Source organism: Mycolicibacter sinensis (assembly GCF_001673565.1).
Lineage (GTDB): Bacteria > Actinomycetota > Actinomycetes > Mycobacteriales > Mycobacteriaceae > Mycobacterium > Mycobacterium sinense_C.
The window spans coordinates 1-21,097 of sequence record NZ_LZMF01000008.1; the positions used below are offsets into that span (position 1 = coordinate 1).

At 62.8% G+C, this 21,097-nt stretch carries 18 protein-coding genes; 11 read left to right on the forward strand and 7 right to left on the reverse strand.

Features of this window, described 5'->3' with window-relative positions; translation table 11 throughout:
• Positions 1–203: 203 nt before the first annotated feature.
• From A5648_RS01720 to A5648_RS01740, 6 genes are all read right to left on the reverse strand, one after another.
• Entirely contained in the window at positions 204–3,281 is a 3,078-nt protein-coding gene (locus tag A5648_RS01720; protein WP_065022894.1) for a cytochrome P450, read from the reverse strand.
• The gene (locus A5648_RS01725; RefSeq protein ID WP_234787251.1) at positions 3,278–4,993 is read right to left on the reverse strand and encodes an AMP-binding protein; all 1,716 of its coding nucleotides are present in this window, start codon (positions 4,991–4,993) and stop codon (positions 3,278–3,280) included. Before A5648_RS01725 ends, A5648_RS01720 begins: the two co-directional genes overlap by 4 nt.
• Before the next feature lie 147 nt (positions 4,994–5,140).
• Positions 5,141–5,317: a hypothetical protein gene (locus A5648_RS23875; RefSeq protein WP_165607284.1), complete on the reverse strand. Its 177-nt coding sequence runs from the start codon at positions 5,315–5,317 to the stop codon at positions 5,141–5,143.
• Positions 5,314–5,526, reverse strand: coding sequence for a hypothetical protein (locus A5648_RS25055; protein ID WP_065022895.1), 213 nt, complete (start codon positions 5,524–5,526; stop codon positions 5,314–5,316). Before A5648_RS25055 ends, A5648_RS23875 begins: the two co-directional genes overlap by 4 nt.
• Before the next feature lie 123 nt (positions 5,527–5,649).
• Positions 5,650–7,176: an aldehyde dehydrogenase family protein gene (locus A5648_RS01735; RefSeq protein WP_065022896.1), complete on the reverse strand. Its 1,527-nt coding sequence runs from the start codon at positions 7,174–7,176 to the stop codon at positions 5,650–5,652.
• A gap of 106 nt (positions 7,177–7,282) precedes the next feature.
• The gene (locus A5648_RS01740; RefSeq protein WP_065022897.1) at positions 7,283–7,978 is read right to left on the reverse strand and encodes a TetR/AcrR family transcriptional regulator; all 696 of its coding nucleotides are present in this window, start codon (positions 7,976–7,978) and stop codon (positions 7,283–7,285) included.
• A gap of 140 nt (positions 7,979–8,118) precedes the next feature.
• Here A5648_RS01740 and A5648_RS01745 point away from each other — a divergent pair, with 140 nt between their 5' ends.
• The 9 genes from A5648_RS01745 (at position 8,119) to A5648_RS01780 (ending at position 17,875) form a co-directional block, all read left to right on the forward strand.
• The gene (locus A5648_RS01745) at positions 8,119–9,222 is read left to right on the forward strand and encodes an NAD(P)-dependent alcohol dehydrogenase (RefSeq protein WP_065022898.1); all 1,104 of its coding nucleotides are present in this window, start codon (positions 8,119–8,121) and stop codon (positions 9,220–9,222) included.
• 596 nt (positions 9,223–9,818) lie between these two features.
• On the forward strand, positions 9,819–10,562 hold the full coding sequence (locus A5648_RS01750; RefSeq protein WP_109470648.1) for a nuclear transport factor 2 family protein: 744 nt from the start codon (positions 9,819–9,821) through the stop codon (positions 10,560–10,562).
• A 24-nt stretch (positions 10,563–10,586) separates the two neighbouring features.
• Positions 10,587–11,372, forward strand: a complete 786-nt coding sequence (locus A5648_RS01755) for a hypothetical protein (RefSeq protein ID WP_131810501.1) — start codon at positions 10,587–10,589, stop codon at positions 11,370–11,372.
• Between the two features lie 24 nt (positions 11,373–11,396).
• Entirely contained in the window at positions 11,397–12,869 is a 1,473-nt protein-coding gene (locus tag A5648_RS01760) for a cytochrome P450 (RefSeq protein ID WP_082966278.1), read from the forward strand.
• A gap of 370 nt (positions 12,870–13,239) precedes the next feature.
• Positions 13,240–13,545 carry a hypothetical protein gene (locus A5648_RS23580; RefSeq protein WP_131810502.1) on the forward strand — a complete coding sequence of 102 codons (306 nt, stop codon included), beginning with the start codon at positions 13,240–13,242 and terminating at the stop codon, positions 13,543–13,545.
• Positions 13,546–13,785: 240 nt separating this feature from the next.
• Positions 13,786–14,565 carry a nuclear transport factor 2 family protein gene (locus tag A5648_RS01765; RefSeq protein WP_131810503.1) on the forward strand — a complete coding sequence of 260 codons (780 nt, stop codon included), beginning with the start codon at positions 13,786–13,788 and terminating at the stop codon, positions 14,563–14,565.
• Positions 14,566–14,589: 24 nt separating this feature from the next.
• A complete protein-coding gene (locus A5648_RS01770; protein WP_082966279.1) occupies positions 14,590–16,059 on the forward strand; it encodes a cytochrome P450 in 1,470 nt (489 codons plus the stop codon).
• 209 nt (positions 16,060–16,268) lie between these two features.
• On the forward strand, positions 16,269–16,532 hold the full coding sequence (locus A5648_RS25010; protein ID WP_065022902.1) for a 4Fe-4S dicluster domain-containing protein: 264 nt from the start codon (positions 16,269–16,271) through the stop codon (positions 16,530–16,532).
• On the forward strand, positions 16,529–17,875 hold the full coding sequence (locus tag A5648_RS01780) for an FAD-dependent oxidoreductase (RefSeq protein WP_065022903.1): 1,347 nt from the start codon (positions 16,529–16,531) through the stop codon (positions 17,873–17,875). The genes A5648_RS25010 and A5648_RS01780 overlap by 4 nt, the downstream gene beginning before the upstream one ends.
• A 15-nt stretch (positions 17,876–17,890) precedes the next feature.
• Here A5648_RS01780 and A5648_RS01785 read toward each other — a convergent pair whose 3' ends face one another.
• Positions 17,891–18,562 carry a TetR/AcrR family transcriptional regulator gene (locus tag A5648_RS01785; RefSeq protein WP_131810504.1) on the reverse strand — a complete coding sequence of 224 codons (672 nt, stop codon included), beginning with the start codon at positions 18,560–18,562 and terminating at the stop codon, positions 17,891–17,893.
• A 667-nt stretch (positions 18,563–19,229) separates the two neighbouring features.
• Between A5648_RS01785 and A5648_RS01790 the strand changes: the two genes are divergently transcribed.
• Together A5648_RS01790 and A5648_RS01795 are read left to right on the forward strand one after the other, a co-directional pair.
• The gene (locus A5648_RS01790) at positions 19,230–19,484 is read left to right on the forward strand and encodes a ferredoxin (protein WP_065022905.1); all 255 of its coding nucleotides are present in this window, start codon (positions 19,230–19,232) and stop codon (positions 19,482–19,484) included.
• A complete protein-coding gene (locus A5648_RS01795) occupies positions 19,481–20,884 on the forward strand; it encodes a cytochrome P450 (protein WP_082966280.1) in 1,404 nt (467 codons plus the stop codon). Before A5648_RS01790 ends, A5648_RS01795 begins: the two co-directional genes overlap by 4 nt.
• Positions 20,885–21,097 lie beyond the last annotated feature (213 nt).

The window sequence follows — 21,097 nt, forward strand, 5'->3', positions numbered from 1 at the left end:
TACCTCTTCGACGTACTCCCTGACATGACTCCATCCTTCCCAAGGAACGGAGTCTCCGGACACGCCGGGACGATTCATGTCGGACATTGAGCCCCGAGTGGACCGGCAAGCGGTGTCACCGAGGGTGGCGGTGTCACGTAGTCGTGCTCACCGTAGACGTTGACAAACGGCACGTCACGGTCCCTGGCTCGCGGCCCTGCCTCCTATTCGCTGGCCCATACGTCGACCAGATACCGCCCGGCGGCTTCGAGTTCCTCGCGCCACAGCCGGGCCTCATGCTCGGTGGCACCGACATAGGTGCGGTGGATGCCTTCGAGCGCCGCCCTCACACCATTGGCCATCGTGGTGGCACCACAGACGTAGACGAACGCGCCGCCGGCGAGCAAGGCGTGGATCTCTTCACCGAGCGCACCCAGCCGGTCCTGGACGTACGTGCGAGGTCCCTCGGGCAGCCGCGAATAGGCACACACTTGACGGACGATGCCGGCCCGTTCGTAGTCGCGGATCTCATCGGCGTACAACTGATCCTGCTGTGGGTGGCGGCAGCCGAAAAACAGCATCGCCGTACCGAGAGGCACGCCCTGCGCGGCCAGCGCCGCACGTTCCTGCAGGAATCCCCGGAAGGGCGCTATTCCTGTTCCCGCCCCGATCATGATCAGCGGCGTGGCCGGATCGGCGGGCAACCGGAACTTGGATCCGGTCTGGCGCACGAACGCATCGACGACCTGTTCGCGATCGCGGGCGGCGAGGTAACTGGAGCATGCGCCGTCGAAGGTGCCGCGGCCGGACCTGGCCGGCCCATTGAGGACACCGACGGTGATGCTGCATTTCGTCGGGGACACCTGGGCTGAGGATGAGATGGAGTAATACCGCGGTGACAACGCAGGCGTCATCTCCAGGTAGACGCTGAACGGCAGCGCGCACTCCGGATGTTCCTCGAGCAAGTCGATCACGCTGCGGCGACTCGCGAGCACCTGTGTGCGGTACGCGTCGCTGTCCTCGTCCAGCAGCTGCTCCAGCTTGGCGTGCGTAGGTGAATGCTCGGTGTAGCGCAGCATGGCGGCAATATCGCGGCGGCTGGCGGTCTGGCCGAGCTCGATATAGTCGGCCAGCAGTGACTGTACTGAAATGCGCTCCCCCACAGGGAGAAACGTTTTCGTGGCCCCGCTGGCGTGCAGTTTGATCACGCTGTGCGTTTCGAAGCCGAACCGGCCGGCCACACGCTGCACCTGCGCTGGGCTGTTGTGCGGAATGACCCCGAGATGGTCGCCGGCCTCGTAGGTCACACCATCTGGAAGCTGCATCTCAATGTGCCTGACCGATCTTGCCGGCAGGCCGTGTTGGGTCTCCCGCACCAGCTCGCGATTGACCTCCACGGTCACTGGATATGCCGAGAGCGATTCGCTGAACGGACTGCGCCCATCCCCCCTCATCACCTCGATGGTGAATCTCGGTTCCGTGCTGGCGGCAGGCTCCGCAAGGTCGATGCCCAGCGCTTCGGCAAGGGCAGGCCACAATGCCTTGGTCCAGGATTGCAGCTGGGCGTCGAAGTCGCCACTGGCGTCGCCCTGCCCGCGCAGATGCACGCACGTGGCGCCGAGCGCGGTGAGTCGCTCATCCATCAGCTTCGGAAACTGCTGGAAGGTCGCCGACCAGTCGCTGTCACCGCAGCCGAACACGGCGAACTTTCGACCCTGCTGCGACCTCGTTGTGGTGGCGATCCAGTCGTGAAACCCCTTGGCGTTGTCCGGAGGCGTCCCGTTGTACGTGGATGACGTGAGCAGGACCGCGCCGTCGGTCGGTAGCGCATCCACCCGCTCGTCGAGGGCCTCGACCGTGGTCGCGAAGCCGCGGGCCTCGGCTTCGCGGGCCAGCTGTTCGGCGACGTCCTCGGCGGTGCCGAAGTTGGATCCGTACAACACAAGCAGTGGGGTGTCGTGCCGGTGAGTGGCCGGTGCGGGCGACCGCACTGCCTGCGCAGCAACCACTGAGCGGGACCCGACCTCCGCGGCTGAGGACGCTTGCCGTGGAGCTTTGGTGGGTGTGAACGCCGCGGGCATGTGCTTGAAGCCATGAATGAAGCTGGAGCGCATCCGCTCGTAGGGTCTGGACAGGTGCAGGTCGGGAAGTCGGGTGAACAGTTCGGTGAACAGCACGCGGGCCTCCAGGCGCGCGAGGTTGGCTCCCAGGCAGAAATGGGTGCCGTCGCCGAATGAAATGTGCGGGTTCGGGTCGCGGGTGATGTCGAATCGGTTCGGGTCCTCGAAAACGGTGTCGTCCCTGTTCGCCGACGCGTAGACGATCACAACCTTGTCTCCGGCACCGATGGGCTGCCCCGCGACCTCGGTGTCCTGCGTGGCGGTGCGTCGGAACTGGATTACCGGAGTGGTGCAGCGCAGCATCTCCTCGATCGCGCCGGGCAATAGCGACAGGTCGCCCTTGAGCATCTCGAACTGGTCGGGGTTGTCGTGCAATAGCACCATCCCGCCAGCGATCAGATTCCGGGTGGTTTCATTGCCTGCGACCATGAGTAGCTGAAAAAAACGGTCCAGGTCATCGGGCTTGAGCCGGTCACCGTCGACCTCCGCGTTGGCGATGGTGCTCCACAAATCGTCGGTCGGTTGGGCGCGCCTGGCCTCTGTCTGGCGGCGCGCGTACGCGAACATCTCCATGAACGCCGAGATGTAGACCTTGGGATCGCCGCCATAGTCCGGGTCGTCTATTCCGACCAGTCGGTTGGTCCAGTCATAGAGCAACCCGCGGTCCTCACGCGGGGCACCGAGCATGTCGGCCAGCACCAGCAGCGGCATCTCCGCGGCGACGTCGGTGAGGAAATCGATTTCGCCACGCTCGCAGATGGCATCCACCACCGATCGGGCGTGGTCGTCAATCACCGATGCCAATTGTGTCCGGACGGCCTGGGGGGTGAACGCCTTGTTGACTATCTTGCGCAGCTTGCTGTGCTGTGGCGGGTCCATGTGCAGCATCATGCGGCGCAGTACAGGCAAGTCCTGGGGCCGCGGATCGCGCAAGAAGGCCGTCCGCTCCCACGACGAGAACAGCTCCGGATGCCTTGACACGTGTGAAACGTCGGCGTGACGCAGCACAGCCCAGAAACCGGGACCGCCCTCGAACGTGCCTGCGGCGGGTTCGTCGACCCAAATCACCGGTGCCTGACTGCGCGCCTGAGCGAGCAGATCGTGAGGGATTCCGTCGGCAAAGGTGTCCGGGTGGATGAGATCTGGCCACTCACTGTGCCGAGTGGAGACGTTTATCGTCACTTCGCCTCCTGCACAATTGAATTCGCCCAGAGGTAGTCAGCCTTGCCGTTTGGATGCCGCTTGACTTGCCCGACCCGGATGAATGCCTTCGGCAGCTTGTACCTCGCCAGGTGCTGACCGCATGCAGCCCTGAGCTGTTCATCGGTAACCTCACCGGCCCCTGGCGCCATCGCGACCACGGCGACAATCTCCTGCCCCCAGCGCGGGCTGGGACGGCCCAGCACCACCGCGTCGGCAACGCCGGGAATGCTCCGCACACCGGCCTCGACCTCCTCGGCGAAAACCTTCTCCCCGCCGGTGTTGATTGTCGTGGCCTCACGACCGAGCAGCTCGATCGTCCCGTCGGCGAGTCGTCGAGCCCGATCCCCAGGCACCGCACATTGCATGCCGGCTATCGCCACGAAGGTCTTACGGGTCTTTTCGGGATCGTTGAGGTAACCGGTTGGGATGGGGCCGAACTGAGCCAGCCAACCGATCTCGTCCGAACCGGCCGGCAGTATCGCGGTCTTGGCATCGTTGAGCACCGCAACATCGCCCCGCGGCTGGAACCGGGTGGAATGCCCGGCACCGCTACGGGTGGCCTGCTGACCCGTTTCCGAGGAGCCGAGGGTGTCTACCATCCGCGCGCCGGTAAGCGATTCCAATTGCGCCTTGAGTACGGCGCGAAGCGGAGCGCCGGAGTTGACGATCGAGGTGAGCCGAAGATCTCGCGGTTTGTGTGTCAGCTCGTCGATCAGCGGGGTGGCGAAGGCATCTCCGACGATCAACAGGGACGCCACTGCTTCGCGCTCGCAGGTGTCCAGCAGCTCCGCCGGGTCCAACCGTTGGGTTCGTTCCAGCAGCACGACGGGCGCCCCGGTCAGCCACCCGCCGAGCGCGAACCACATTCCCGCACCGTGCATCAACGGCGGCGCAGGCAGCACCGGACTGGCATCCCCCGCCGCGCGTCGCACGGCTTCGGCGAGGCTCAGCGGTCGACCGTGGCGATCGCGCACACCGAGCGGCCCGGCTACCAGATCGCCGATGCGCCAAATGACGCCCTTCGGGCGGCCGGTGGTACCACCCGTGTAGAGCAGATGCACGTCCTCAGGCGAGGACGGCGAGAGCGCAGTTGCCGGATCGGCAGCAGCGATAGCGACCTCGAAGTCGATTGCGCCGGGCAGCAACCGGTTTCCGCTGCCGTCAGCGACCTGTAGCAACAGGCGAGGCCTCTTGACCCTCGCAAGGGCGTCGGCCAGCGTCGGTGCCAATTGCGCGTGATAGACAAGCGCCTCCGGGGCCGCATCGATAAGGATTTCAGCCAACTCGTCTGCGGTGTAGCGATAGTTGAGGTTGAACGGCGCGACACTTGCCTTGTGGGCAGCCAACAGAGTCTCGAGGTATTCGGGCCCGTTGAACAAGAGGATTCCCAGGTGATCGTTGCTGGACTCCCACGGTTGTAGCGTGTCGAATGAGCGACGCCCCAACCCCGCCTCGCACAAAACCGCAGCGATGCGCCGGGTGCGCTCGGTAACCTCTGCCCAGGATCGCCGCACCGCGCCCGCCACGAGACAAATCTCCTCCCGCTTGATCTCCGCGATGGCCTCGTGCAAGGTCGCCAGATCAATCCGAGCCCGAGCGCTCGACACTGCTCCAGCCTGGTCACCGACCATCGACTCGCGCATCAGGAACTCCCCCTCGCTATTGACCGGTCGTACGGTCAGTGTACGCACCCGACTGTCGGTAGAACAAGAGCGGGTAGGAGCTGGTGGATGTGCGTGCCGCCACACTCAAGAGAGTCACGAGAAGCGCAATCCCAAACCGCGTTGGCCACCACATCAGCGAGTGCCGGGTGCAGCAGCGTTCTACAACGGTCCACGTCAGGAGCGTCGCCCGGGCGGAATCTTCAATTGGGCGGTAGCATCCAAGAACTCCGCCCTAACCTCGCCGTATTCAACGGTGAGCTGCAGCAGCGTCAGATCGGTCGTCGAGTCCTCTGCATGCTGGCCGAGAATCGGCGTCGAATAACGTTCGAGCACAACGCTGTTGCCGCTCACCAGAACGAGCTCGTTTCAGTCAACCCGACAGTCACCGCCGTGCCCGCGGATCTGGACAAGCGCCTCCGACAAGCGGTGTCATGCCCCCACGGGCCGCTAGTGTCGCGCGTCTGACAAAAGCGATAATCCTCGAGCGTTACCAGTGGGGTGTCGGTGTAGCAGTCGTAGAGCACCACGATGCTGATCTGCGCGGCACTCGTCCCTGCCATGCGCACTGGTGCGACCAGACCACACCAGTGCGCATGGTGAACTCCGGACCACCCGGCGCCGACTCCAACCGCATTTCGGAGTGGGCAGGCATCGGCCCGATCATCGGACCTGCCGTCAACTCGTCAGGAGGCCGAAACGTCGGCGGGCGCCGACACGACGACCGCGTACGCCCGTCGGGCGCGGTCGTTGGTCATGTCGATATGAACGAACTTCGGTTCGACGTACTCGTTGAGAGCGTCCGGGCCCAATTCGCGTCCGATGCCGCTTTGTTTCACGCCGCCGAACGGGTACATCGCGTTGACCATATGCCAGTCGTTGATCCATACGGTCCCCGAGTCGAGTCGACGCGCAATCCCAAGCGCTCGTTCGTTATTCGTACTCCACACGCCTGCGGACAATCCGTATTCGCTGTCGTTGGCGATCGTCACCGCCTCATCATCGTCTGAGTATCTGATGATGACGAGGACCGGTCCGAAGATCTCTTCGCGGGCGATGCGCATATCGTTGGTGGCGCCGGTGAAGATGACCGGCGCGACCCAGTGTCCCTCGGCAAGATCGGCTTCAGTGGGGACCGAGCCTTGGTATGCGATCTTGCAGCCGGTTTCCTGCCCGAGCGCGATGTACTTTTCCACCCGCTCCTTCTGCTTCTCAGAGATCAGTGGGCCGATGTCGGTAGCCGGGTTCATCGGGTCGCCCAGCTTGATGGTTTTCGCCCGCGCCACGAGGCGGTCGACGAATTCGTCGTGAATGGATTCGTGAACCAGCAGACGTGTCCCGGATTCACACGCCTGGCCGCTCATCAGAAGGAACGCGAAGAGCGATCCGTCCACCGCCAGATCGAGATCGGCGTCGTCGAGAACGATGTTGGCGCCCTTGCCGCCGAGCTCGAGCGTCACCTTCTTGACGTTGTCGGCAGCCGCACGCATGACCGTCTTGCCAACTTCGGTGGATCCGGTGAATGCGACCTTACGCACATCGGGATGCTCTGCCAGCCGGGCCCCGACGACGGATCCGGGCCCTGTTACCACGTTCAGCACTCCAGCTGGAAGGCCGCTTTCGTCTGCTGCCCGGGCTAATTCGAGTAGGGTCAGCGGGGTCTGACTGTCCGGCTTGACCACGATGGTGTTTCCGGCGGCCAATGCGGGCCCGATCTTCCAGACCGCGAGCAGCAGTGGGAAGTTCCACGGGGCAATGCCTGCGCACACGCCAACCGGTTCTTTGCGGATCAGCCCGGCACCCAAAACCGGAACGTCGATCAGCGGTCCGGTCGCCTCGAACACGTACGTGCGGGCGAGGTTGGCGAAGTACTTCAGGTGTGCAATCGAGTAGCCGACAAGAAATGTGCTGGCGCTGCGGACCGTCGCGCCGTTCTCATTGACCTGCAGCGCGCTCAGTTCATCGATTCGCGCCGCCATATTGTCGGCGATCGCGTCAAGGATGTCGGCGCGCTGCTGCGGTGTCTTGCTCCGCCACACGCCTGTCTCGTGTGCGGCCTTTGCCGCGGCCACCGCCTCCTCGACCGCGGCGAGATCACCTGTGGCGACGGTGGCGATCAATTCGTTGCGCGCGGGCGAGCGCACTTCGAATGACTCCTCAGCGCCGCGCCAACGGCCGGCGATGTACATCTCGTAGTGCGGTACGTCAGTCATGAGAACTCCCCGTCAAATGCACCCACGCTCGCTGTGCGGCCTGTGGTGCGCTGTGCAGGCAACGCTTCAAGGCTAACCGCCCGTACGGTCAGTTACAAGAGTGGACCTACGGCGAAGTTGAATGCTGCGCGACGATGTCGAAGACGGTAGTGGCGACGGCGCCCGCCGGATCGGCCAGGGAGTCCAGCGAGAGACGATCGACTAGCAAGCCGCCCAACGCGAGCTGCACGAATTGGCCGCCGATCTCCAGGGCGGTCTTTCGGTCATGCAATTGAAACCACGTCCATGCCCATTGCGAAGATCCGAAGATCAACAAGCTTTGAACCTCGATGTCCAGTGGACGAAACACGCCGGCGCGGACACCATCGGCCAACACGCCGCGAACCAATGCCAGGTAGCTGGCTCGCAGTTCTCGACCGTGCGCCAGCGCGTCATGCGTGGCCACGGTCGCAATCGAACGCTGGAAGGCGACCGTCGCATCCCGATCCACCTCCTGGTAGAGCATGAAAGCGAACAACAGCCCGGCCAGACGCTGATCGGGCGACTCGAGCCGCGCCACAACGTCGTTCGCCTCGCCGAGTCGCCGCTCCATGTACGAGTCGTGCATCCGGGCGAACAGCTGGTCCTTGGTGCCGTAGTGGTGGACGATCGTCCCTTTTGAGATGCCCAGTTCGTTCGCGATCTCGCTGAAGTTGCTACCCGCGTATCCGTGGCGGGCCATGTTGCGAGTGAAGGCGCCGAGGATGTCATTTGCGCGACCTGCATCCCGGATACGGTTCCTGCCACCCGTCCCTGCGGTCATTACATCCTCACTTCCCCGCCATCGTCACACTCTAGCCGTACGTACGGCCAACGAGTATATTGACTGTACGCACGGTCAGTGACAGTCTGGGGTCGACCAACAATGGGACCACGGCAGCCGCGAAGGGAAAATTGATAGTGATGCGATCAGCACTGCTGCGCGAGAGGAACCAACCGCTCTGCATCGAAGACGTCGAGCTCACCGCACTGCAACCCGACGAGGTGTTGGTCGAGATCGCAGGCGCGGGAATCTGCCACACCGACCTCAGCGCAATGAACGGCACGATACCCTTCCCCCTGCCCGCCGTCTTCGGCCATGAAGGTGCCGGCGTGGTAGCGGCCGTCGGCCACTCCGTCATCACCCTGGCGGTGGGCGACCATGTGGTGCTCAGCTTCGACTCGTGCCGGCGATGCCCCGCCTGCGTGTCCGGACATCCCGCCTACTGCAAGCTCTTTCCGGCGCTGAACTACGTTGGCACACGGCTCGACGGTAGCCCGACGATGCAGCAGGGTTCCAACGACGTGCACGGCAGTTGGTTCGGGCAATCATCCTTTGGCACACACGCGGTCGCCAGCGCCCGCAATGCGGTCAAAGTCGACAAGGATTTGCCGTTGGAGCTGCTCGGACCGCTCGGCTGCGGCCTACTCACCGGCGCCGGTACGGTGCTCAACGTTCTACGGCTACAACCCGGCCAGAGCATCGGTGTGTGGGGAATCGGAAGCGTCGGACTTGCCGCCATCATGGCCGCCAAGGCAGTCGGCTGCGAGACGATCGTCGCCGTCGACGTGAACCCCGATCGTCTGGCGATGTCCGAGACGTTCGGTGCCACACACGTTTTCAATCCCGCCGAGCACACCGATCTCGTGCGTGAAATCGGCAAACAAGTCGGCGGCCTGGACTACAACGTGGAAGCGGTCGGCCAGGGAACCGTGATCCGACAGGCGCTGGAAACACTGCGCCCCCGAGGGACATGCGCGACGCTCGGACTCAAGTCACTGCAGAACGAGATCACGATCGACCAAGGTCATCTGCTGCTTGGACGGACGTTAACCGGCGTGATCGAAGGTGACGCCGACCCGCACACGCTCATCCCCGAACTGACCGAACTCTGGCGCGCGGGCAAGTTCCCGTTCGACAAGCTGATCCAGACCTTCCCCCTGGAGAAGATCAACGACGCCATCGACATGTTCCACAGCGGTCAGGTCGTCAAACCGGTCCTACTCACCAGCAAAAAACCGAAATGAGTTCGCACAGAAAAGATTCATCGTTGGGATAACTCCCAGATCCCGGAAGCATCGGCAGCGGTTGCTCACGGGGACGTGTTTCGCGGCTTGGCCGAGGTTGACCTCGGTTGAGCGATTGACGATCATCGCCTGGGCTCGCCGCGTGACGGCTCCATCGGTCGGGTAGCCCGTCAACGATGGTGACGACTTCGAAGGCGGATCAGGTGTCGGCGACCGCGCAAGAGCACGCACCTCGACGTCCCATCATCACGGGCTACGCCGGGTGAAGTGCCCCTGGGGACGCCAACGTGTCAGATCACGTCAGAATTGGACGACATCCCCGAGCCCACGCTGGTCCGCGATCGACAGGCCACCGTGACGGTTTGGATGCGGGACCAATGATGCTGTCCACCAACTATTTTCATAGAAATCTACCTTCCCGTGACGATTCTCCGCAGGCCCGCGCCAGATAAACGAACATTCAATACACCAGTTGGTCATTTTGTAGCGCGAGATCTTGCCAGCCGCTACACATTCTGCATAGTATGTAGCGCAGTCCCGGTGATCGGCGCTCCGCCGCCACCTGGTCACTTCCGCTCAGCGACGAGGAGAACAACATGACCGTAGAGCCAATCGACAAGGGCACCAAGCGACAGAAGTCCGCGGTGGCTGCGGCGCCATCGAAGACGGCGACATCGTTGATCGTTGCGAAACGTGGCCGTTACTCCGACAAGCATCAGCCATCTTTCGACTTATGGGATGGCTTCTTCGTGAAGGTTCGTGCGCAGGAGGAGATGTTTGTCAAGGCGGGCATGCCCGCCGATGGGCTGACAGACTTTCTCATCAAGTGGTTCGACGCGTGGGAACAACGTGACGTTGTCGCGCTGCGCGCCTTGATGGCCGATGACCTTGCCTTCGCCGAACCCATGAGCGGGTCTAGCCATTGGACCGCGGACAAGGTGATGTTGGACTTTGCCAACATTCTTTTCCGGGCGTGCCCGGATATGGTGTTCCACCCTCAAGATGACACCATCCGCGCGCTGCCCTACTACGACTTCCTCGACGGTAACGTCCGGCTGGCCGTTCCGTTTCGGTGGGTTGGGCGCTTCCGGTACACCCTCCGCCCGTTTGATGTGGTCGGCGTCGACCGCTACAACCTGGTCCGTGACCCCGAACGGGGCTGGCTGGTCGCGCGCATCGACACCGACAACGATCTGCTCAGCCTGTTGGGCCAGGTATCGCCCATCCCGATCCGCGCACCCAAACAACGCACCGTGAAGCTGGTGCTCGGGACCCTACAGAAAATCTTCCCCGGCCTACACGGACCCGTCGTACGCCCGTTCACCAACAACCCGCACTGACCCCTACCCAATCAGGGAGAGATTATGACCAGCAGCCCCGCAAACCGCCAGCCCGTGGACACCAGTGCCAGAGCCGTGGCACCGAGATCGGCAGCAACCCCGAAGACATCAGGGACGCCTGCAAATGCCAAGGCAATAACACCGGCGATGTTGATTGAGGACCGCGGCCGCTATTCCGACGAGCATCAGTCCTCTATCGACTTGTGGGAAGACTTCTTCGTGAAGGTTCGCGCGCAGGAGGATATGTATGTCAAGGCGGGTATGCCCGCGGACGGCCTGACCGACTTTCTGATCAAATGGTTCTACGCCTGGGAGAAGCGGTCCATCACCGGCCTGCGCGCCTGCTTCAACGACCACATGGTCTACGCCGACCCTACGACCGCGTGTCGGGACTGGACGGCCAGCCAACTTGAATGCGACGTGTACAGTCTGGGCTTCCGGATTTGTCCGGACATGGTGTTCTACCCTCAGGATGACACCATCCGCGCACTGCCCTACTACGACTTCCTCGACGACGAGGTCCGGGTGACCTTTCCGTGGCGGGCTATTGGGCGCTACCGGTACACCCCCCGCTCCTTCGATGTGCTCGGCGTCGACCGCTACAACTTGGTCCGCGACCCCGAACGTGGCTGGCTGATCACGCGCATCGACACCGACTTCGACCTGTTCGGTGCGCTCGGCCAGGTCATGCCCATCCCGATCCGCGCACCCAAACAACGCACCGTGAAGCTGGTGCTCGGGACCCTACAGAAAATCTTCCCCGGCCTACACGGACCCGTCGTGCGCCCATTCATCCACGACCAGCACTGACCCCTACCCAATCAGGGAGAGATTATGACCACCGCCCCGGCCTGTCCCTGGCCCGGCCACACCAGCGGACCTGACCCTGCCCTTCACATCACCACCGCCACCGGCCTCGGCGATATCTTCCGGCTAACACGAGCCCCGGTGGCCACGCTGCGGCGCGGCCCGGACCCACGCATCCCCGGACCGAAGGGCCTACCGGTCGTCGGTGTCGCACCACAGCTGATGCGCGACCCATACACATACCTGCTCAAGGCATCCCAAAAGTACGGCGACATCTTCCGCATCCCCGTACCCGTGCACGACATGGTGGTCATCAACCACCCCGACCTCGTCCGCGAGGTCTACCACGACCGCGAAGCAACAAGATACGGCTTGCCGGAGTTTCCCGACATCGTCAAACAGAAGATCGGGATGGGATTGCCGTGGCTCGACGGTGAGGAGTACACCGAGCGGCGCAACCTCTACACCCCGATGTTCGGCAAACGGTACCTCGGCACACTGGCGGACGATTTCGTCGACGAAATGACAAAGCGCCTCGACTCGTGGGACTCCTTCGTCAACACCGGCCACGAGATCGACCTCCAACACGAGGTCGGCAAAATCCTGCTCCCGGCGTTCATGCGCAACATGTTCTCCATCGAACTCACCGATGAACAAGTCCACACCTACGACCAAGACCTGAGCATGATCCTCGCCGGCTTTTCGTCGGGGTCGATGTTCGTGCGTCCGCCGAACATCCTTCCCCTCCCCGGAGTGCCCAACGTGGTCGGGTCTTTCCGGCGGATGCTACGCACGGTCAGCGAGATACTGGACTCCCGTGCCAGTGAGTCGGTCAAACGCAACGACCTGCTACAGATCCTCGTCGATGCCCGCCTGCCCGACGGAAGCCAGCTCGACCGGCAGTCACGCATAACCGACGCCACGGGACTCATGGTCGCCGGCTACGACACCGTCGTGGCGGTGCTCTCTTGGATGTTCAGCCTGTTGCCCACCAATACCTCTGCCCAACAGCGTCTTTACGATGAAGTCGACGCCCTCGGCGGTGACATACCGACCGCGGCCCACCTGAACAAACTGGGCTGGACCAAGCAATGCTTCGATGAGGCACAACGCCTGCAGGGTGGTCCCGCCATCCCCCGTTGGTCGAAGGCCGAAAACGAGCTCGCCGGCTTCCGCATCCCGAAAGGCACCTTCATCTTCGCGTCTCAGACCCTGCAAAACCGCGACCCGCGCTGGTGGGTGCGTCCAGAGGTCTACGACCCCCACCACTTCGACTCAGACCAGGTCGCCGCGCGGCCCAACACCGTCTTCATCCCGTTCGGCACCGGTCCCCACCAATGCGTCGGCATGGCCATGGCATACCAGAGCGGACAGCTACTCACCGCACTGATCCTGCAGCGCTATCGCCTCCACCTGCGCCCCGGCTGGGCCCCCAAACACAAGATGGCGGGGGCCACCATTGTCCAAGGTGGCGTGCCCTGCACCGTCACCCGCCGCTGAACAACCAACGACACCATCGTCTCGAATCGGTTCCGATGTTTCAGGTTGAGCGCGGCGTCCCGCAGTGTTGAAGCGGATATCAGCGCCCACGCGATGAGCGGAACCGGCATGCTGATACATGTTGGCGCACTTGGCAACCCGTTTACCCAACCACCGCACGTAGCGATATCCCGAATCGTTCGACGCCGGATCTCCGGTGCCTGCTGTCGGGTTGACGAGAGCGTTGGAATCGGGATCGCGACGTACACGGGGATCAGCCGGGCTCGCCGACCGATGTCCACGGTCCCCGGGATTTCGACATACCCGGGGTACTGGCTCGGCGATGACATCGACGACGTTTGTCCCCGGTCCAGCTACTCGGAGTCGCCCGATGACCGCCCCCAGTCGCGTGACAGTGTGCGGCAATGCACGGTACGTTGATCCCCGGCCTGGATTCCGTGTAGTTGGCGGCAGGATCCCGGGTCTCGTCAATGGTCTTCGCCAACGCACGACCGGTTGGTCCGTTCGAGATTTCATCGGCAACTCGGCGGTCAACGTTGCCGTACCAGGACCCGCCGCGGCGAACTTCCACGTTGACCTGGCGCGCGACCTCGGCTCGAACGGCCCCACCGCATTGAAGGTCTTCGCACCGAGAAACCAGCTTTGGAATGTCGTCGAACGCTTTGACGTCTTTTGAGTGACCGCCGTACTCAACGTCGCCGGCGGACTTCCGCTGTCTGGTTCGGGGCCGATCCGGACGGCATCGTCAGACTGCTGACGGCATCCACCGGCAGCCGGGAGTACCCGCGACGACCGGGCTCGCCGCGCAGCGCACTCTGAACGCCGACCCCAGACACTAAATACAGCAGTTGATTATTTTGTAGCGCAAGCTCTTGTCATTCGCTACACATTCTGCATACGATGTAGCGCAGTTACGGTGGTCGGCACCCTGCCGCCACGCCGCGCACATCCGCTCAACGACGAGGAGAACAGCATGACCGCAGCGCCAATCGGTAAGGACACCACACAACACAGGTCCGCGGCGAAGCCGACCCAAGGGGTTCCCGATCGCTCCCGCTACTCCGATAAGCACCAGGCCTCTATCGACTTATGGGATGACTTCTTCGCCAAGGTTCGAGCTCAGGAGGACATGTATGTCAAGTTGGGCCTGCCCGCCGACGGGCTGACAGACTTTCTGATCAAGTGGTTCGACGCGTGGGAGCAACGAGACATTGTCGCGCTGCGCGCCTGCATGACCGATAACATGGTCTACGCCGACCCTACGACCGCATCGCGCACCTGGACCGCCAGCCAACTCGAATGCGACCTGTACCACGCGGGTTTCCGGCTGTGCCCGGACCTGGTGTTCCACCCCCAGGATGACACCATCCGCGCGCTGCCCTACTACGACTTCTTCGACGGCAAGGTCCGACTGACGGTTCCGTACCGGGCCATTGGGCGCTTCCGATTCACCCCGCGCGCGATCGAACTGGTCGGCGTCGACCGCTACATCATGGACCGCGACGCCGAACGCGGCTGGCTGATCGCGCGCATCGACACCGATAACGATCTGCTCGGCGCGCTCGGCCAGATGATGCCCATCCCGATCCGCGCCCCCAAACAACGCACCGTGAAGCTGGTGTTCGGCACCCTGCAAAAAGTCTTCCGCGGCCTGCGCGGACCCGCTGTGCGCCCCTTCACCCGCGACCAGCACTGACCCCTACCCAATCAGGGAGAGATTATGACCAGCGCCCCGGCCTGTCCCTGGCCCGGCCACACCAGCGGACCTGACCCTGCCGTTCACATCACCACCGCCACCGGCCTCGGCGATATCTTCCGCCTAACACGAGCCCCGGTGGCCACGCTGCGGCGCGGCTCGGACCCACGCATCCCCGGCCCCACGGGCCTACCCATCATCGGGGTCGCACCGCAGCTGATGCGCGACCCATTCACCTACTTGCACAGGGCATCCCAGAAGTACGGCGACATCTTCCGCCTCCCTCTACCCTTTTACGACCGCGTCATCATCAACCACCCCGACCTCGTCCGCGAGGTCTTCCACGACCGCTCGGGTAACTACGGCTTCCCGGATTTTCCCGACTTCGTCAAACAGAAGGTCGGGATGGGCCTGCCGTGGCTCGACGGCGAGGAGTACACCCAGCGGCGCCAGCTCTACACCCCGATGTTCGGCAAACGGTTTCTGGCCACCCTGGCCGACGATTTCGTCGACGAAATGGTGAAACGCCTCGACTCCTGGGAGTCCTTCGTCGACACCGGCCACGAGATCGACCTCGAACACGAGGTCGGCAAAATCCTGCTCCCGGCGTTCATGCGCAACATGTTCTCCATCGAACTCACCGATGGACAAGTCCACACCTACGACCAAGACCTGCGTGAGATCCTGGCGTCAGCGGCATCAATTACCTTGACTCGCCGTCCGCCCAACATCCTTCCCATCCCCGGCGCGCCCAACCTGCTCAATTCTTTCCGGCGGATGATGCGCACGGTCAACGAGATACTGGACACCCGTGCCAGTGAGTCGGTCAAACACAACGACCTGTTGCAGATCCTCGTCGATGCCCGCCTGCCCGACGAGAGCCAGCTCGACCGGCAGGCACGCGCCATCGACACCGCGGCCCTCATGGTCGCCGGCTATGACACCGTGGTGGCGGTCCTGTCTTGGATGTTCAGTCTGTTGCCCACGAATACCTCTGCCCAGCAGCGTCTTTACGATGAGGTCGATGCTCTCGGCGGTGACATGCCGACCGCAGCCCACCTGAACAAACTGGACTGGGCCAAGCAGTGCTTCGATGAGGCGCAGCGCCTACAAGGGCACCCGTTCAACGAACGTTTCTCCAAGGCCGACAACGAGCTCGCCGGCTTCCACATCCCCAAAGGCACCTTCGTCGGTGCGTGCATGACCGCGCTGCACCGCGACCCGCGCTGGTGGGCGCGCCCTGAGGTCTACGACCCTCACCACTTCGACTCGGACCAGGTCGCCGCGCGGCCCAACACGGCGTTCATCCCGTTCGGCACCGGTCCCCACCAATGCATCGGCATGGCCATGGCCTACCAGAACGGACAACTGCTCACCGCACTGATCCTGCAGCGCTACCGCATCCACCTGCGCCCGGGCTGGACCCCCAAACACAAGATGACCCAGTCCGTCACCATCCAAGGTGGCGTGCCCTGCACTGTCACCCGCCGTTAAAACAACCAAACGAAACGACACCCACACCGACATCCTCGTCGGCGTCCTGCAGATGCTGCCAACCCCCATCAGCTCGGGTCACAAGCCACCGAAAAGTGCAAACGGTGGCGGCAACGTTTCATCCCCCGGCGTACGGCGGGATCTCGACCGGGCCAATCGACCAGCACCCAAACGATCACGCAACACACACTCCAAAGGAGTTCTACAACATGGCGTATGTGATTACCGAACCCTGCATGTCCTGCAAGGACGCTTCCTGCACCGAGGTCTGCCCGGTCGACTGCATCCACCCGACACCCGACGAGCCAGGATTCGCCGAAGCAACGCAGCTCTACATCAACCCTGACGAATGCATCGGCTGCGATGCCTGCGTGTCGGCGTGCCCGGTCGAGGCGATATACCCGGACACCGCTGTCCCCGTCCAGTGGAGCGCATACATCCAATCCAACGCCGACTTCTACACCAACCGATGATTGGCCAACCACTGCGCGTCGCCGTGGTCGGCTCCGGCCCGTCCGGGTTCTATGTCGCCGAGAACCTTCTCAATCAGGACCAGACACCGGCAACCGTAGACATGTTCGACTGGCTCCCCACACCTTTCGGACTCATCCGTGCAGGTGTCGCGCCCGACCACCCCAACATCAAGGCCATCACCCGCGCGTTCGACAAGACCGCCCACCGGCGTGGGTTCCGCTTCTTCGGAAATGTCGAGATCGGCAACACCATCACCTGTGCCGAACTCGCCGAGTGGTACGACGCGACTGTGTACTGCGTTGGCGCCGACCGCGGACGCCGCAACGGCGTCCCAGGCGACGGTCTAACCGGAAATCACTCAGCAACCGACTTCGTCGGTTGGTACAACGGCCATCCCCGACATGCTGACCTCTCGGTCGATCTGTCGTGTGAACGTGCAGTCGTGATCGGCAACGGCAACGTAGCCCTCGACGTCGCGCGAATGTTGGCCAAGCGCGTCGACGACCTAGCGACCACCGACATGGCCAACCACGCATTGGAGGCTTTGGCGCACAGCAATATTCGCGACGTTTTCGTGCTCGGCCGGCGCGGGCCTCTACAGGCGGCCTTCACCAACGCCGAGCTTGTGGAACTGGGTGAACTCGACGACGTGGACGTGGTCGTCGATCCACTCGACCTGAATGTCGATGATGAGCCGCAAGACGCCACCACGCGCAGAAATCTCGAAACGTTGCGCAGCTTCGCCCGACGCCCGATGTCGCATGCCACACGGCGGATTGTGCTGCGATTCAACACCGCGACAACACGTGTCCACGGCCAGAATCGAGTTGAATCGATTGATGTGGCCCGCACCCAAGCTGTGCAGGATGCGGGTCGCATCCTCGCCCAGCCGACATCAGAGACAGAGTCTCTTGACGCGGGCCTGGTCGTCCATGCGGTGGGATACGCGGGCACGCCCTTGCCGACCCTCCCCTTCGACGACACACGGTGCATCATCCCGAACGAATTCGGTCGCGTGACGGGTGTTGACGGAAGTTACGTAGCAGGCTGGATCAAGCGCGGTCCAACCGGAGTCATCGGAACGAATCGGTTGTGCGCCAAAGAGACCGTAGAAGCATTGCTCAGTGATGCGCGCTCCGGGTTGTTATCGCACAATTCGACACTCACGCCAGACGAGGTCGCCCGAATCGTGGCCCAACGTGTCGGGGACGTCATCGATTACCAGGGCTGGGCTGCCATCGACGCCCGTGAATGTGCACGGGGCGAAGGTGCCGGGCGCCCGAGGGTGAAGTTCACTCGCGTGCGCAACATGCTCGACGTCGTCAAGGCTGAATCGGCATAGCACCCGTTGTTTTAGCTAGCCTTCATCCTCGACGCCGCCTGAATGGCCCGCGAGCACCGGGGCGACCATGAACTCAACTATTTCCCGGATGTCGCCCGCCGGCGGACACAGCATCAACCCAATCACCATTCGCAACCATGATTCCCCCATCACAGTGGGGTCGGCTGCACGCAGTTGTCCGGCGGCGATGGCGGTTTCAAGCACGGGCGCCGCGACCGAGGCAAGCCGGCTGATTACCGGAGAAAAGCGGCCCTGGGAGAGCAGCTCCCCCAGTAACTCCGGCTCATGCTCGAACATCCGCCGCACCAGTGGGTTCTCGTAGCGTTGTGCCACAACGTGCACCAACGTGTCCACGAATAACGTCGACCACGCGGTCCCAGCAAGCGACGCGACGGCGAGCTCGTCCAAGAAGCGGTACATCGAGCGAGCGCCGGCCAGCAAGATCGCATCGTCCACCGAATCAACCTGGCGATACAACGTAGTGCGCGCGACCTTCATCTCACGTGCAAGGTCAGACATCGTGGTGCGCCGCACGCCGTTCCGACTCACCGCTCGCTCGGTTGCATCAATCAACGGATCAAGCGAAGCCGAGGGCCGCGATACCGACCCCAACTTCATCAGAATATCGACGAACCAGGAGCGGCCAGAACCGACGGCGGACAAGTCACGCATGCTTGACTCAGGCACAGCATAAATAATATGCACTACAAGTGATGCACGCAACGTATCACATGGATCGATGGGGCACTGGGTCGATTATCGCCATCAGGAGTCGCAGTCGAGCTCAACCAACCGCTCAATGATGCACCCGGCCAAGCCTGCCGGCGGTGCAGGCATCCGAACGTAGCGTTCCCGACCGCCGACCGACGCACCGCGGTGGCCGCTCCCATGCACACCGGCAGATCGATGCACACGAGAAAGCCTCGGCATCACTGACACCGAAAGGTCCACGGCGACAGGGACGTGACACCCCGATGTGTCACGCCGAGGGCCTCGATTCTCGACCGCCTCGAGGCGCGGGCCGACATCAAATCCCCTGTTGCAATGGACAGCTGCTACAGATATAGTGCTTTGTGTAGTCCTGCTTTCCATGCCGCGCTGCGGCAACACCGAAAGTTGATCTCGCCGAGCCGTGCATGTCGAGCATGGACGCCTCGTATACGAACGTTTATCCAGCGGACTGCGGCAATGCATACGGAGATTCGGTCATTCGGCAACGTGGAGGTAGCGGCAGGATGTCACAGTTAGTCAGATGGCCCAGTGGTGTGATGCCGTCGTATTTGCCACCGGCGCAGCCCACCGTCGCCGCGAATCATAGGGGTCGTTCCGACCGCGAAACAGAAACGGTGCGTTGATGACCGAAAAGAATGTGATGCATGTCCGCGTGGACTCCGACATGTGCATGGGCTCCAGGTTCTGTCTGATCACCGCACCTAATGTCTTCGCCGAACGCGAGGATGGCACCTCCGGTGTGCGGTCCGGCGACAAGCTGATCGACGGACCGGTCCCGGTGCCACCCGAGGACACCGAGGCTGCCCAACAGGCCGCCATGATCTGTCCGGCCCAAGCAATCCACTTATCCGGCGGAGATTTGGAGGCCAAGCGATGACGATAAGCAACGCGAGGGACGGGTCAAAAGACACCACCCCCGATGCACACAACGTACCTGTTGCTACCACGGAGCGCCCGCCTGGGCCATCTGGTGTTGACGCGCTCACGCTTTGGATACGTATTGCGCGCGACCTTTTCGCTCCGTGGCGAGAATTGGCGACTAAGTACGGTGACGTGGTGAATATTCCGTTGCCCTTCCCGGGACTGACAGTGACGCTGGTCAGCCACCCCGACCACGTCGAGCACATCATGACGCGTCATCACGACCGGTATACCAAGGTCGCAATGGCACGCGAATTGGTCGCCGGCGAGCCACCGGCGCTACCGCTTCTGGAAGGCGATGAATGGCGCCGTGTCCGCCGAGCATTCAACCCACACTTCGGCGAGGCGGCACTCGCCAACGTCAGCGACCAGATGATCGCTGCGGTGACCGAGCAGGTCGACGCCTGGCGGACCTACGCTGACGACCATCGGATGGTCAACCTCGAGCATGAGTTCGGTCGGGTGGTCATGGCCGGTCTGCTGCGAGCGATGTTCCATCAGAACCCCGACACCGACACCCTTGACCGATGGGTGAGCGCGACACTCGAGTACGGTCAGTACGTCGTCGCCCGAATGGCGACTCACCCACTCCCAGAATGGATTCCGCGACCGCGCTCACGCACCGGCAAGGCCGCGCAGGGCTTCCTGCTACGCCAGCTGGACGCCATGATCGCGCAGCGGCTAGCCAACCCACGAGATGGTGATCAGGATCTGCTGGACGTCGCACTATCGATGCCATTCGACGGAACCCCGCAACACCAATACGGCCGGATGCGCTCGGAGCTGCTGGGACTGGTGTTTGCCGGTCACGACACCACGGCCGAGGCACTGACGTGGACCATCGCACTGCTGTGCCGCAACCCGGAGGCGCTGGCCAACGCCTACGCGGAGGTTGATGCGCTCGACGGCGTACCGCTCGAATACGCGCATGTGGCCCAGTTACCGTATCTGCGTGCGTGTTTCGACGAGGCGCAGCGTATTCAGGCCGCGCCGATGAACTGGCGCACCACGCAGGCCGACGATGTGATCGGTGGCTATTTCATTCCTAAGGGCTCGCACGTAGTCATCTCGCCCTACGCGCTGCATCGGGACCGGCGGTTCTGGCGTGACCCAGAAACGTTTCAGCCGAGCAGGTTCCTCACCGACAAGATCGACAAGAACGCCTTCATTCCGTTCAACACCGGGCCCCGTAAGTGCATGGGCTCGCGGATGGCCTACATCCAAGGAATTATCACACTCGCGACGGTCCTGCAACGCTACAGGTTCCGGATCAAAGAAGGCTGGACGCCCAAACATGAGCTCCACGTCTCCATTGGTCTGGCCGGCGGCCTGCCGATGCGGGTCTACACACGGTGACACTCACGCATTGACGAAGGGATACATTCAGGTCCGCGGTGAAATCGCCATGGCCATCCTCGCAGCCGAATTCATCTCGCCCTGAACCGACTCCAGACAAGCGGTGGACACATCTCGCCTGATCCCGCGGCGCGAACCATGCACCGTGATACCGGCTCTCCGATGTCGGCCCATTCAGCTTGAGTAGAGAAACGCAGTAACTCGCGACGGCGA